This window comes from Amycolatopsis mediterranei (assembly GCF_026017845.1).
Taxonomy (GTDB): Bacteria; Actinomycetota; Actinomycetes; order Mycobacteriales; family Pseudonocardiaceae; genus Amycolatopsis; species Amycolatopsis mediterranei.
Genome location: NZ_CP100416.1, coordinates 2,961,071 through 2,974,366, shown reverse-complemented (window position 1 = coordinate 2,974,366; position 13,296 = coordinate 2,961,071). Strand labels below are relative to the sequence as shown.

The 13,296-nt window shown below is 72.5% G+C and carries 13 protein-coding genes; 4 read left to right on the top strand and 9 right to left on the bottom strand.

What is annotated here, in order from left to right; translation table 11 throughout:
• Positions 1-21: 21 nt before the first annotated feature.
• The 4 genes from ISP_RS14215 to ISP_RS14200 are packed head-to-tail and all read right to left on the bottom strand — an operon-like array spanning position 22 to position 5,928.
• Positions 22-1,329: a type I glutamate--ammonia ligase gene (locus ISP_RS14215; protein WP_013224564.1), complete on the bottom strand. Its 1,308-nt coding sequence runs from the start codon at positions 1,327-1,329 to the stop codon at positions 22-24.
• Positions 1,326-3,056: an IucA/IucC family protein gene (locus ISP_RS14210; protein ID WP_013224563.1), complete on the bottom strand. Its 1,731-nt coding sequence runs from the start codon at positions 3,054-3,056 to the stop codon at positions 1,326-1,328. Before ISP_RS14210 ends, ISP_RS14215 begins: the two co-directional genes overlap by 4 nt.
• Complete coding sequence (locus tag ISP_RS14205) at positions 3,053-4,330, bottom strand: lysine N(6)-hydroxylase/L-ornithine N(5)-oxygenase family protein (RefSeq protein WP_013224562.1); 1,278 nt, start codon at positions 4,328-4,330, stop codon at positions 3,053-3,055. The genes ISP_RS14210 and ISP_RS14205 overlap by 4 nt, the downstream gene beginning before the upstream one ends.
• A complete protein-coding gene (locus ISP_RS14200) occupies positions 4,327-5,928 on the bottom strand; it encodes a pyridoxal phosphate-dependent decarboxylase family protein (protein WP_013224561.1) in 1,602 nt (533 codons plus the stop codon). Before ISP_RS14200 ends, ISP_RS14205 begins: the two co-directional genes overlap by 4 nt.
• Positions 5,929-6,070: 142 nt before the next feature.
• On the opposite strand from ISP_RS14200, the gene ISP_RS14195 reads away from it, so the two are divergent.
• Genes ISP_RS14195 through crcB form a run of 3 tightly spaced genes read left to right on the top strand, consistent with a single transcriptional unit; the run spans position 6,071 to position 7,175 of the window.
• A complete protein-coding gene (locus ISP_RS14195) occupies positions 6,071-6,472 on the top strand; it encodes a fluoride efflux transporter FluC (RefSeq protein ID WP_013224560.1) in 402 nt (133 codons plus the stop codon).
• On the top strand, positions 6,472-6,804 hold the full coding sequence (locus tag ISP_RS14190; RefSeq protein ID WP_013224559.1) for a DUF190 domain-containing protein: 333 nt from the start codon (positions 6,472-6,474) through the stop codon (positions 6,802-6,804). The genes ISP_RS14195 and ISP_RS14190 overlap by 1 nt, the downstream gene beginning before the upstream one ends.
• Positions 6,801-7,175, top strand: coding sequence for a fluoride efflux transporter CrcB (crcB, locus tag ISP_RS14185; RefSeq protein WP_013224558.1), 375 nt, complete (start codon positions 6,801-6,803; stop codon positions 7,173-7,175). The genes ISP_RS14190 and crcB overlap by 4 nt, the downstream gene beginning before the upstream one ends.
• 4 nt (positions 7,176-7,179) lie before the next feature.
• Here crcB and ISP_RS14180 read toward each other — a convergent pair whose 3' ends face one another.
• From ISP_RS14180 to ISP_RS14160, 5 genes are read right to left on the bottom strand one after another with little or no spacing between them, the layout of a single operon-like run.
• Positions 7,180-8,130, bottom strand: coding sequence for an LLM class F420-dependent oxidoreductase (locus tag ISP_RS14180; protein WP_013224557.1), 951 nt, complete (start codon positions 8,128-8,130; stop codon positions 7,180-7,182).
• Entirely contained in the window at positions 8,127-10,226 is a 2,100-nt protein-coding gene (locus ISP_RS14175; RefSeq protein WP_013224556.1) for a S9 family peptidase, read from the bottom strand. Before ISP_RS14175 ends, ISP_RS14180 begins: the two co-directional genes overlap by 4 nt.
• 20 nt (positions 10,227-10,246) lie before the next feature.
• A complete protein-coding gene (locus ISP_RS14170) occupies positions 10,247-11,098 on the bottom strand; it encodes a PPK2 family polyphosphate kinase (RefSeq protein ID WP_013224555.1) in 852 nt (283 codons plus the stop codon).
• Between the two features lie 17 nt (positions 11,099-11,115).
• Positions 11,116-11,583, bottom strand: a complete 468-nt coding sequence (locus ISP_RS14165) for an SRPBCC family protein (RefSeq protein WP_013224554.1) — start codon at positions 11,581-11,583, stop codon at positions 11,116-11,118.
• Positions 11,580-11,900, bottom strand: coding sequence for an ArsR/SmtB family transcription factor (locus ISP_RS14160; protein ID WP_013224553.1), 321 nt, complete (start codon positions 11,898-11,900; stop codon positions 11,580-11,582). Before ISP_RS14160 ends, ISP_RS14165 begins: the two co-directional genes overlap by 4 nt.
• Positions 11,901-12,044: 144 nt before the next feature.
• Between ISP_RS14160 and rocD the strand changes: the two genes are divergently transcribed.
• Positions 12,045-13,277 carry an ornithine--oxo-acid transaminase gene (gene rocD / locus ISP_RS14155; protein ID WP_013224552.1) on the top strand — a complete coding sequence of 411 codons (1,233 nt, stop codon included), beginning with the start codon at positions 12,045-12,047 and terminating at the stop codon, positions 13,275-13,277.
• Positions 13,278-13,296: the final 19 nt, after the last annotated feature.

The window sequence follows — 13,296 nt, the reverse complement described above, 5'->3', positions numbered from 1 at the left end:
TGGCGGAACGAGCAAGAACAATCAAGACCGCAGCGAACCCCGCAGCCGCTGCCAGTCGGTAACCGACTCCAAACCGGACTCGATCTCCTCGGTCAGCAAAGCAGAAAGCTGCGCAGCAACATCCACCCCCAACAACTCCCCAACCCGCTCCAAAAGCGACAAAGCCTCCCAAGGCGAACCCGCCAAGGCCCCGGCAGAAACCCCAGCCTCCGGCGCCACCAGACCTTCTTCCAACCCGAACCGCCCAGCAGCCAACAGCGCCGCAACCACAAGATGCGGCTGAGCATCCGCACCGGCAAACCGAAACTCCAGCCGCCGGTTGTCCGCCGCCCCGGCCACCCGCACCGCGGCAGTCCGGTCATCATGCCCCCACCGAACCTCCCGCGGCGAGAACGGCGCCGTCCGCAGCCGCACATAGGAGTTCCACGTCGGCGCCCACACCGCCGTCAACGCCCGGGCATCGCGCAGAACACCGGCCAGGAACCCACCCAGCAGATCCGGCTCCGAACCGTCCACAGCGGACAGCGACAAATGCACGTGCCCGGAATTCCCCTGCCCGACCGAAGGCGCAGCCAAATAGTCCGCCGTAACGCCATGACGAGCCGCCGCCCGCCGCACGATCAGCTGCTGCAGCAGAACGTCGTCACAAGCGGCCAAAGCATCACGGTGGCGCAGCACGATCTCGTACTGCCCCGGGTGGCACTCGGCCCGCGCGGACTCGACACCGAGCCCGGCCTCGGCCAGGTCCGTCCGCAGGTCGCGCAGCAGCGGTGCCAGCCGTTCGGTGCCGCCGAGGGCGTAGTCGACGCCGTGCGCCGTGAGCGGCGCGCCGAGGGAGTCCCGGAACACGACCTCGTGCTCGATGCCGACCGAGGGCACCAGGCCGAGTCCCTCCAGCGCCGCGAGCTGCCCGCGCAGCACCTCCCGCGGCGCCAGTTCGGCGGCGGCCCCGGACGGCCACTCGGCGTCGCCCACGACCGCCCACGTCCGGTCGCCCAGCGGGATCGCCGAAGCCGCGTCCGGCCGCACCCGCAGGTCGCCGAAGCCCTCGAGGTACCCGCCCAGCACGCCGGACGCCGGCAGCGGATCGCGCGACGGCGTCCACGCGAAGACGTAGCTGCAGACGCCGTAGCCGTCTTCGAGCACCGAAGCGGCGAACGGCGCGGCGAGCTCCACCGCGGCGAACCGGGCGTGCGGGTCGGGCACCAGCAGGAGCAGCCGGGCGCCGTCCTCGGCGAGCACGCCGCGCAGCACCGTCTCGCCCGCGGTGGCCGCCGCGCGCCGGGCGGCCAGGGATCGCGGGCCGGCCGGCCGCGCGAACGCCGTCACCAGGCGCCGCCCGGATCCGGGGCGTGCAGCGGGTTCGGCACCCGGCCCCAGCGGACGTCGAATTCGTCGTCGCGCTCCACCTTGTCGAAGCCCTGCCCGGCGAAGTGCTCGCGGTTGAGCGTCACGCGCTCGACGCCCGGGGCGAACAGGCGGCAGGCGTCGAAGCGCGCGGCCACGTCCGGGTTCTCCTCCCGGTAGCGGCCGGCGATCTCCCGGACCGGCGCCCAGAACGCCGCCCGCGGCAGGCCCAGCTCGTCGAGCAGGACCTCGGCCCAGAACCGGAACTGACCGGAGAACACCGAGCTGAACAGCGACTGGGCCAGCAGGTGCGCGGGCCAGCGCAGCATGTCCGCCGCCGCCTCGGGCGGCAGCGACTCGTAGCTTTCCAGCGGCTCGTCGAGCAGGTCGACACCTTGCGCGAAGTCCTTGATCAGCACCCGCTGCGGGACCCCGGCGGTGTCGACGACCAGGACGAGGTTCTGGCCGTGCGGGCAGAACCCGACGCCGTGGCGCAGCAGCCACTGCAGCAACGGCGTGAGGAGCAGATCGAACAGCCGGGTCAGCCAGCTCGTGACGTCCCCGCCGCCGATCAGGTGCGCCAGCATCGAGACGCCGTCGGGGCCGCGGTACGGCAGGGCGGCGAACGAGATCGCGCGCTCCCCCGCCGCGAGCCGGATGGGCTCGCGCCACAGCGCGCCCAGGGTTTCGTGGAACCGGTACGGCAGTTCCTCGAGGTGCCCGAACAGCGGGTGCCGCACCGACACGCTCGCCACTTCGCCGAGCAGCCCGAACCGGTACGTCTCCGTCAGCAGCGGGTCGCCCGCGCCGATCCGGCGCAGCCACGTCGTCACCGACGGCCCGGCGAGGGTGGCCGCGGAGTTGAGCCCGCGGTAGACCAGCGTGTTGCGCACGGACACGGCGGTCTTGACGTCGTGGCGGCCGGGGGTGCTCACGTTGGCCAGGGTCCGGACCGTCTGGTGCGGCCGGTAGGCGTCGGCGCTCTCCCCGAGGTCGATCACGACGCCGGTGGCGAGCTCGGCGGCGTAGAGCGTGCCGAGGATTTCGTCGGCCTGCCACGGGTGCACGGGCACCCAGACGTAGTCCTCCGGTGCCTTCGCGGCGAACTCTTCGCGCTGTTCGCCGAGTTCGGCGGCCAGCAGCGCGTCCCGGCTCAGCTCGCCGACGCAGCGGAACTCGGCGTGGTCCGGGTGCACGGCGAACCAGCGCAGCCGGAGGTCCGCGCCCGCCTCCGGGGCGTACCGGGCCCGGTCGCGTGCGGAGAACCCGACGCGGCCCTTGTTGAGCACGAGCCGCGGGTGGCCGGTGAGGTGCCCGTCCGCGACGTCGTAGTCCATCGTGGACAGTTCGGCCGCGGTCGGGGCGCGCCGCAGGCGGGCGGCCTCGTTGGCGACCGTCGAGGTCAGCTCGGCGAGCACGTCGGCGAGCCGCAGCCCGCTCAGGCCCAGGACCGCGCGGGCGTCCACGACGAGCGTGCGCGGGTCGATGACCGGTTCGCCGGACCGGCGCGCGCTGCCCGGTTCGACCGTCCAGGCGTCGAACGCGCCCCGCCGGGCCCGGAACGTGTAGCGGGCGCCCGGCAGCTCCAGCCGGTACTCCTCGCCGTCGGCGACCGGCTCCAGCATGTGCTCGTAGGACAGTTCGCCGAGCATCTTGTGCGTGATCAGGGCGCCGGCCGCGCGCCAGGCGGCCGCCTCATCCAGGGTCACTTGTCCTCCAGGCCGAACGTGGTGAACGCGGTGCGGTCGGGCAGCTCGTGCACGGACTTGCCGCACACGGCGTTGAGGATCACGGCCGCCCGCCACGCGCCGAGACCGAGGTCGGGGGCGCCCGGCCCGTGCGTGTGCCGTTCGGCGTTCTGCACGAACAGCGACCCGGGCACGCCGAGCGCGACGCGGTAGTCCGCGCCGACTTCCAGGCGGCCCCGCCCGTCGCGGCGGACGGCGTCGCCGAGCCCGGCCAGCAGCGGCCCGGTCGGCGCCTCCGCGTACCCGGTGGCCGCGACGACGGCGTCGGTGCGCAGGGTGGCGTCGCGGCCCTGCTGCGCGTGCCGGACGCCGAGTTCGATCGCGCCGTCCACTGTGGACGCCGAGACGACTTCGACACCGGGGGTGAGCACAGCCCCCGGTGGCCCGGTGATGCTGCGGCGGTAGAGCTCGTCGTGGATCGCGCCGATCGTTTCGGTGTCGATGCCCTTGTAGAGCTGCCACTGCGTGGGCAGCAGCCGGTCGCGCACGGCTTCGGGCAGGCCGTGGAAGTACGCGGTGTAGTCGGGCGTGAACTGCTCGAGACCGAGTTTCGAGTACTCCATCGGCGCGAACGCGGGCGTCCGGGCGAGCCAGCGCAGTCCGTCCACAGTGGAGCGCGACCGCAGCAGGTCGAGCACGACTTCGGCCCCCGATTGCCCGGAGCCGACGACCGTGACATTGCCGGCGGCGAGGAGTTCGTCCCGGTGCGTCAGGTAGTCGGCCGAGTGCAGCGCCAGGACGCCGGGATCGGCGACGACGTCCCGCAGGGGCGCCGGGACCGACGGCACCGAGCCGACGCCGAGCACGACGTGGTCCGCGAGCACGGGTTCGGTCCCGGCGATGGTGAGTTCGAAAGCGTCGCCGGCCCAGCGGATCCCGGTCACCTCGTGCCCGAAGTGGCACGAGGGCAGCCGCGCGGCGGCCCAGCGGCCGTAGTCGTCGTACTCCGCGCGCAGCGGGTGGAACCGCTCGGCGAAGTAGAACGGCAGCAGGCGGCCGCGGTCGCGCAGGTAGTTGAGGAAGGAGAACGGGTTCGTCGGATCGACCAGCGTCACCAGGTCGGCCAGGAACGGCACCTGCAGCGTCGCGCCCTCGACGAGCAGGCCGGGGTGCCAGCGAAACTCCGGGCGGGCGTCGAAGAAGGTGGCGTCGAGGCCGTCGACCCCGGCGGCCAGCGCCGCGAGCGAGAGGTTGAACGGCCCGATCCCGACGCCGGCGAGGTGGTGGCGCCTCACGAAGCGACCGGGCTTTCCCGGCCGGCCACGAGCTCGGCGCCGGCGGTGGCGGCGATCCGGTCGAGCAACGGGAGGTAGTCGGCGGCGGTGGCGTGCGGGTGCAGCAGCGTCAGCTTGAGCCACAGCTGGTTCGCGCCGCCGGGCCCGGTCGGCAGCGCGGCCCGGCCGATGACGGCGGTGCCCGCTTCGAGGAGGGCGCGGCGGACGCGCGCGACGAGCTCGTCGCCGCCCGCCTCGTCGGCGACGACCGGCCGCAGGACCACGGTGGACAGTTCGGGCGGGCCCCAGAGCCGCAGGCCGGGGTGCTCGTCGACGCGCCGGGCGACCTCGGTGGCGGTGGCGCAGCAGCGTTCGACGAGCGCACCGAGGCCGTCGGTGCCGAGCGCGTGCACGGTGACGGCCATCCGGAAGGCGTCCGGCCGCCGCGACGTCCGGATCGAGCGGCCGAGCAGGTCCGGCAGGCCGGCTTCGGTGTCGTCGTCGGCGTTGAGGTACTCGGCGCGGACGGTGAGAGCGCCGAGATCGGCGGCTTCGCGGGCGGCGAACAGCCCGGCGGCGACCGGCTGCCAGCCGAACTTGTGCAGGTCGAGCGCCACAGAGTCGGCGCGGTCGAGCCCGTCGAGTTTGGACTTCAGCGTCTCGCTGCACAGGGCCATGCCACCGTAGGCCGCGTCGACGTGCAGCCGGGCGTTGTTTTGGTGGCAGATCCGGGCGATTTCGGGCAGCGGGTCGAGGGTGCCGGTGTTGGTGGTCCCGGCGGTGGCGACGACGACGCAGCCGGGGGTGAGGATCTTGTCGAGCGCATCGGGCAGCAGCCGGTCGCCGTCACAAGGGACGACGATCGGGACGGGCAGGCCGAGCAGCCAGGCGGCGCGGGCGACGCTGTGGTGGGCGTTGGCCCCGCAGACGGGCTGGACGACGCCGTTTTCGCGGGCGAGGAGCAGGCCGAGGAGGTTGGATTCGGTCCCGCCGGTGGTCACGACGGCGTCGGGGTGATCAGCGTCGGGGTAGCACAACCGGGCGATCCCGGTGGTGAATTCCCGTTCGAGCTCACTGGCGACGGGCGCTTGGTCCCATGAGTCCATGGAGGGGTTGAGCGCACTGGCGACAACATCGGCGGCCACGGCCACGGCGAGGGGCGGGCAGTGCAGGTGGGCGGCACAGGCAGGATCGGCGGGATCCGCAGAGCCGGCGGCGAGCAGGCGGCTGAGTTGTCCGAGCGCGGCTTCGGCACCGACGCCCCGGCGGGGCAGGGCACCATTCCCGGCGGCTGGGGCGGGTCCCGGCATCGCGGCAGCGGGCGCCTGGCCACCTGGCCCGGCGGCTGGATTGGGTGCGGGTGCGGCCCGGTGCAACTCCGCGGACCCGACATCCGAGCTCCCCGATTCACCACCCCCGGCGGCGCCTTCATCGGCCGCCGCCGGGGCGGGCTCGCCACGCTCCGCCACCAGCGCCGCCGCCACCGCGGCCGGGCCGCCCGCCGGGACCGGGCCGCCGCGCTCGGCCACTCCGGCCGCCATTCCGCGCAGGGCCACCGGGATCAGCTCGCCGAGCCGGTCCGCGCCGCCGTGGCCTCCGGCCAGCCCGTCTGCCCGCATGTGCCCGCCTTCCTTAGGGTTGCCTTGCCTACGCTGAGCAACAGTACGGCGACCGATGGCTGCCTGTCATCCCCGTCCAGCATGCTCGACCGGGTGGCGGCGACGCGTCGGCCATCGGGAGTAGGTTCACCGCGAGGAGGAGGTGATCGGCGTGCCCCGGTGGGACGTCCTGCTGGCCATCGCCGCCGGCGGCGCGCTCGGCAGTCTCGCCCGCTACGGCCTGTCGGTCGCCATCCCGCACGCGCGCGGCGAGTTCGCCGTCGCCACGCTGCTCACCAACGCGCTCGGCTGCCTGCTCATCGGCGTCCTGATGGCGGTCCTGACGACCACCGCGCGCCCCCACCACCTGCTCCGGCCGTTCCTCGGCGTCGGGATCCTCGGCGGCTTCACCACCTTCTCCACGTTCGTGACCGACACCCTCGACGCCGCGACGACCGGGCGGCTCGTGGGATCCTTGGCCTACCTGGCCGCGTCGGTGGTGCTGTGCCTGACGGCGGTCGCGGCCGGCCTGGCAGCGACGCGCGTGGTGCGGAAGGGACGCTGATGGACGGACTGCACACCCGCCTGACGATCTACCTCGGCGAAGACGACCACTGGCACCACAAGCCGCTCTACCACGAGATCGTCCGCCGGGCCCGCGACGCGGGTCTCGCGGGCGCTTCGGTACTTCGCGGCGTCGAGGGCTACGGCGCTTCGTCGCTGATCCACACCACGCGGATCCTGTCCCTGTCGGAGGACCTGCCGGTGGTCATCGTGATCATCGACGAAGAGGCGAAGCTGCGGGCGTTCCTGCCCCAGCTGGACGAGCTGATCGGCCAAGGGCTGGTGACGCTCGACCAGGTCGAAGTGGTCCGTCACGTGGGGCGGGCGGAGTGACGCCGGTCCTGGTGGCCCTGGGCGGAGCGGCGGGGTCGGTCCTGCGCTACCTGACCGACCGGAAGGTCCAGCAGTGGCGTGACTCGCCGTTCCCGTTCGGCACGCTGACGGTGAACATCGCGGGCTCGTTCCTCCTGGGTTTCCTGAGCGGCTGGCTCCTGCACGGCGCGGAGCCGTCGTCGGTGCGCGCGCTGGTGGCGGTGGGCTTCTGCGGCGGCCTGACGACGTTCTCGACGTTCGGCTACGAGACGGTCCGGCTGTTCCTGGAGAAAACGCGGCTGTACGCGGTGCTGAACGTGCTGGTGACGGTGGCCGCGGGCGTGGCCTCGGGCGGTCTCGGCCTGCTGCTGGCCACCGTCACCTTCACCTGAAGCGTCAGCGCGGCGCCAACCCGCGCACCTGCTCGAACGGGTCCTCCCCGGTCGGCAGCAGGGCGATGATCGGCGTCGTCAGCCCATTGTCCACATAGGACTGAACCTGTTCCCGGCAGGAGTCCACGCTGCCGTGGATCACCAGTTCGTCCACCACCGAATCCGGGATCACCTGGTTCGCCTTCTGCCGGTCGCCGGCCGCCCAGGCCTCGTGCATCGGGGCCAGCGCCTCGCCGCGGCCCAGCCACTCGTGGAACGCCGCGTACACCGGGACCGTCAGGTAGCTCGAGATCAGCATCCGGCCCAGACCCCGCGCCGCCTCGGCGTCCTCCGTCGGGCAGACGAAGATCCGGGCCGCCAGCTCGACGTCCGGGCCGACGACGGAACGCACCTGGGGTACGTCCGAAGCCGCCAGCCAGTTCGTGATCGCGCCGTCGGCCTCGCGCGCCGCCAACCGCAGCATGCCCGGACGCAGGGCCGCCAGCATGATCGACGGCGGCGGGTCCGTGGGCCGCTCCAGCCGGAACTTCGACACCGCGAACGTCTCGTACTTCTCGCTGACCTTCTCGCCCGCCAGCGCCGAACGCAGGAAGCGCAGCGTGTCCCGGGAGCGCGCGAACGGCTCGTCGAAGGAAGCCGCGTTCCACTGGGAGACGATCACCGGCGAAGACGCGCCGATGCCGAGGACGAACCGGCCCGGGGCCAGCTCCGCGACCGTTGCCGCCTGCATCGCCAGCAGGCCCGGGCCGCGCGTGTACACCGGCACGATCGCCGTGCCGAGGCGCAGCTGCGGGGCCCACTGCGAGGCCAGCACGAGCGGCGTGAACGCGTCCGTACCCGCCGTCTCGGCCGTCCACGCGTCCGTGTAGCCCAGGTCCGGCAGCTGTTCGACCAGTTCGCGGTGCGCCGTCAGCGGCACCCCGGTCAACGGGATCGTCAGGCCCCAGCGACTCATGCAATCTCCTTCTCGACGGCGGACAGTTCGCGCAGCAGCCAGTCCACCTGCGTGCGCATCAGATTCTCCGCGACCTCTTCGGCCTGCGGCGTCATGTGGGTCGCGCCCGCCAGCGGCAGGAAGACGTGCGAGCGGCCCTTCGCCAGCAACACCGACGACAGCCGCAGCGAGTGTGCGACGAACACGTTGTCGTCGGCCAGCCCGTGCACGATCAGCAGCGCCCGGCTCAGCTCCGCCGCGCTTTCGATCAGCGAGTTGTGCGCGTAGCTCTCCGGTTCGTCCTGCGGCTTCCCGAGGTACCGCTCGGTGTAGTGCGTGTCGTACAGCGACCAGTCGGTGACCGGCGCGCCCGCGACGGCCGCGTGGAAGACGTCCGGCCGGCGCAGCACCGCCAGCGCCGACAGGTAGCCGCCGTAGGACCAGCCCCGGATCGCGACCCGCTCGACATCCAGCTCCGGGAACCGAGCGGCCGCCGCCTGCAGGGCGTCGACCTGGTCCTGCAGGGTGACGTCGGCGAGGCGACCGGCGATTTCGCGCTCCCACACCGCGCCGCGGCCCGGCGTGCCGCGGCCGTCCGCGACGAGCACCGCGAAACCCTGGTCGGCCAGCCACTGCGACGTCAGGAACGCATTGCGGCTCTGCAGCACGCGCTGGGCGTGCGGGCCGCCGTACGGGTCGAGCAGCACCGGCAGCTTGCCCTCGCTCGGCTCGTACCCGCGCGGCAGGAGCAGCGCCGCGCGCAGGCCGCGCTCCCCCAGCGTCAGCCAGGTCAGGTTCGGTACGATATCCGGGTCCACAGTGGACGCCTCGATCGACGCGACCGGCGCGCCGTCCCGCAGCACCGAGACGCGCGGGCCGCTGTATTCGAGGCTCCACGACGACAGCACGGTGACCGCCGCGTTCCCGGAGCCGTGGTGCACCCCGTCCACAGTGGATAGACGGCGAATCGACGCGCCGTCCGTCCGGAACACGTGGATCTGCGTCGGGTCGTCTTCGGACGCGCTGAACAGGAGCTCGTCGCCGACGTCGAGCACGGCCCGCAGCTGCAGCCCGGCCGGGGTGACGGCCTCGCCGCCGACGAACAGCCGGTGGTCGCCGTCGACCATGCCTTCGGTGACCAGGCGGCCGTCGGGCGTCCACGCCGGGACGCCGCCGACGATGTCGATCCAGTGCTGGTCGGACGCGGTGTGCACGACCGAGGTCGAGCCGTCGGTGACGTCCAGCGAAAGGACGTCCATCCGCTTCTGGTCGCGCGGCTGGACGGCGAGCAGCGGCGCGCCGCCGGCCGACCAGTGCACCGAGGCCAGGTACTCCCAGTCGCCCGGCGCAACGTCGACGCGCGAACCGTCCAGGCCGAGCACCGCGAGGGAAACGAGCGCGTTCGTGGTGCCCGCGGCCGGGTAGGCGACGACGTTGGCCGGGTGCTGCGGGTTGGCCGGGTCGGCGATGGTCCAGCGCGGGACCGGGCCGCGGTCGGAGCGTTCGGCCAGGATGCTGCGGCCGTCGGGGGCCCACCAGTAGCCGCGGGTGCGGTCCATCTCCTCGGCGGCGATGAACTCGGCGAGACCCCAGGCGATGTCCTCGCCCTCCTCCTCGACGAGCACGCGGTCGTCGCCGGTGGCCAGCTCCAGCACGTGCAGCCGCCGGTTCTGGACGTAGGCGACGTGCGTGCCTGCCGGGCTGGGCCGCGGGTCGATGACCGCGCCGTCGACGCGCAGCGTCACCTCGCCCGAAGCGAGGTCCAGGGTGTAGAGCTTGCCCGAGAGCGAGAACACCGCGACGGTGAAGACCGCGTCGACGCCGTAGTGCACGACGCCGCCGCCGGTCTCCCGGGCCCGTTCCCGCCGCGCGCGCTCTTCGGCGGGCAGTTCCTCTTCGCCGGGCAGCAGCTCGGCGGCGTCGACGAGTTTCGTCTCGGCGCCGGTCGCCAGGTCGGCCGACCAGAGGCTGTGCCGGGGGTCGGTGCCCGACTCCGCGCGCAGGAACAGCACGCGGGAGCCGTCCGGGGCGACCCGGAACTCCTTCGGCGCGCCGAGGGTGAAGCGCTGGGTCCGGGCCTGCTTGCGGAGGAACGGGAGGTCGTCGACATCGGTCACGCCCGCACTCTTTCAGACGATCACGCGGATACGCCAACGCCCTTCAGCTTCGCCAGCTCGGCGTCGACGTCGTAGTCCGGCTCGGGGAACCGCGGCTTCAGGCCGGCCAGCGTCTCGATGAGCAGTTCGGCGACGGCCCAGTTCCGGTACCACTTGTGGTCGGCGGGCACCGCGTACCAGGGCGCCCGATCGGTGGACGTCTTCTCGAAGATGTCGGCGTAGGCGTCCTGGTAGGCCGGCCAGTGCGAACGCGCCTCGAGGTCGCCGGGGTTGTACTTCCAGCGCTTCTCGGGCGTGACGAGCCGGGCCTTGAGCCGCTTGAGCTGCTCTTCCGGCGAGATGTGCAGGAACACCTTCACGACGGTGGTCCCGGCGTCGGCCAGTTCCTGCTCGAACGCGTTGATCTCGGCGTAGCGGCGCTGCCGTTCGTCCGCGGTGAGCAGGCCGGACACGCGCGGGACCAGGATGTCCTCGTAGTGCGAGCGGTCGAAGACGCCGAGCTGCCCGGCCGCGGGCAGCTGCTTGCGGATCCGCCACAGGTATTCGTGGCGCCGCTCGGCCGCGGTCGGCTTCTTGAACGCCGCGTACCGGACACCCATCGGGTTCACCAGGCCGAGCACGTGCGAGACCGTGCCGCCCTTGCCGGAGGTGTCCATGCCCTGCAGCACGAGCAGCACCCGGCGGGTGCCCCCGCCGACGCCCTCGGCGAAGAGCGCCTCCTGCAGCGCCGACAGCCGCTCCCCCGCGCTCTCGAGCCCATCGAGGGCCTTGGCTTTCTTGCCGGGCCCGACCGGGGCCGAACCCGGGTCCGGCAGCTCGTCACCGACGCGCAGCGCGTTCCGGACCCGGCTTCCGTCATCGTTCTTGGCCATCCGCCGAAACTACTCGTTCAGGCGGCGGCTTTCTCGGCGAAGAGTTTCAGCAGGGCACCGTGCCCGCCCTCACCGGAGACGCCTTCGCGGACCTTCGGACCGGTCTCGCCGTGTCGTTCGAAGTTCCGGTGCTCCAGCTCGACGCGGGTGCTGCGCGGCCCCTCCTCGATGAATCTGACCTCGATCTCGCTGGCGTTCGCCGGGTCCGGGTCGATCCGCCAATCGCCGTCGATCCGCCAGGACAGGACCACCCGGGCAGGGGGCTCCCAGACGAGCACCTCGCCCCACTCGCACTCGGCGCCGTCGACCGTGCGCTCGTACCAGCGCCCGCCTTCCTTCGGCTCGAGGACGGCCTCGGCGAGCTCGCCGGCCCCGATGTGGTGCTGCCGCGGCCACCAGCTGTCGAACGCTGCGGTGTAGGTCTTGAACGCGTGCTCGCGCGAACACGCGACGGTGATGCTCTTGCGGATCGGTTCCAAAGTCATGACTGCTCCTCTTCGGTTTGTTCCGCCAGCTCGGCGAAGGCCTTCAGCGCGTCCGACCACATCCCGTCGAGGTAGGCGCGCAGGGCGGCGATCCCGGCCGGTTCCAGCCGATAGAGCCGCTTGGTGCCGACCGCCCGGTCGGTGACCAGGCCGGCCTCTTTGAGCACCTTGAGGTGCTGGGAGACGGCCGGCCGACTGATCGGCAGGTCCGCGGCCAGCTCGCCGACGGCGCGCGGCCCGTCACGCAGCGCTTCGAAGATGGCGCGGCGCGAAGGGTCGGCGAGGGCGGCCAGCTGATCGCTTCCGTAAGTCGCCACGAACGGTAAGTTACGACTTACCAAGCAGGCCGTCAATCGGCACGCACTGTTTCGGGGGTGTAACGTGCATATTGCGCAACGAACACCGGGTGAAAGCAACGATTCCCGGCTGAAGTCTGCGTGTTCTGCCTCTAACCTGAACACATGACGACGTTCGCCGGCCGGGAGACCGCCGCCCCCTCTGCCGCGAGCTTCATCGAGCTCGACGAGCGGTGGAGCACGCACAACTACCACCCGCTGCCCGTCGTGATCGCCGAAGCCGCCGGCGCCTCGGTGACCGACGTCGAGGGCAAGTCCTACCTCGACTTCCTCTCCGGGTACTCGGCCCTGAACTTCGGCCACCGCCACCCCGACCTGGTCGCCGCCGCCGTCGAGCAGCTCGGGCGCGTCACGCTGACGTCGCGGGCGTTCCACCACGACCAGCTGGGGTTGTTCTGCCGCGAGCTGGCCGAGCTGACCGGCACCGAGCTGGTGCTGCCGATGAACTCCGGCGCCGAAGCCGTCGAGTCCGCGGTCAAGATCGCCCGCAAGTGGGCGCACCGGGTCAAGGGCGTGCCGGACGGCACCGCCGAGATCATCGTCGCCGATTCGAACTTCCACGGCCGGACCACCACGATCGTGTCGTTCTCCACCGACGAGACCGCCCGCGCCGACTTCGGCCCGTTCACCCCGGGCTTCGTCACGGTGAAGTACGGCGACGCGGCCGCGCTGCGCGACGCGATCACCCCCCGCACCGCCGCGGTGCTGCTGGAGCCGGTGCAGGGCGAGGCCGGTGTCATCGTGCCGCCGGAGGGCTACTTCGCCGACGTCCGCGCCGCCTGTGACGAGCACGGCGTGCTGCTGATCGCCGACGAGATCCAGTCCGGGCTGGCGCGCACGGGCACCGTGCTGGCGCTGGACCACGAGGGCGTCCGCGCGGACGTCTACACCCTCGGCAAGGCCCTCGGCGGCGGCATCCTGCCGGTGTCCGCGGTGGCCGGGCGCCGGGACGTCCTCGGCGTGCTGAAGCCGGGCGAGCACGGCTCGACCTTCGGCGGCAACCCGCTGGCCTGCGCGGTCGGGCGCGCGGTCGTCAAGCTGCTGAACACCGGCGAGTTCCAGCAGCGCGCCGCCGAACTGGGCGCCCACCTGCACGACCGGCTGAACGCGCTGATCGGGCACGGGCTCTCGGAGGTCCGCGGCCGCGGGCTGTGGGCCGGTATCGACATCGCCCCGGGCGGTCCTTCGGGCCGGGCGGCGTCGGAAGCGCTGATCGCGCGGGGCGTGCTGTGCAAGGAGACGCACGAGCGCACGCTGCGCGTCGCCCCGCCGCTGGTGATCACCCGCGAGGAGCTGGACCGCGGCATCGACGCGATCGCCGAGGTCATCCGCCCCTGAAACCACCCGGACGCCGCCG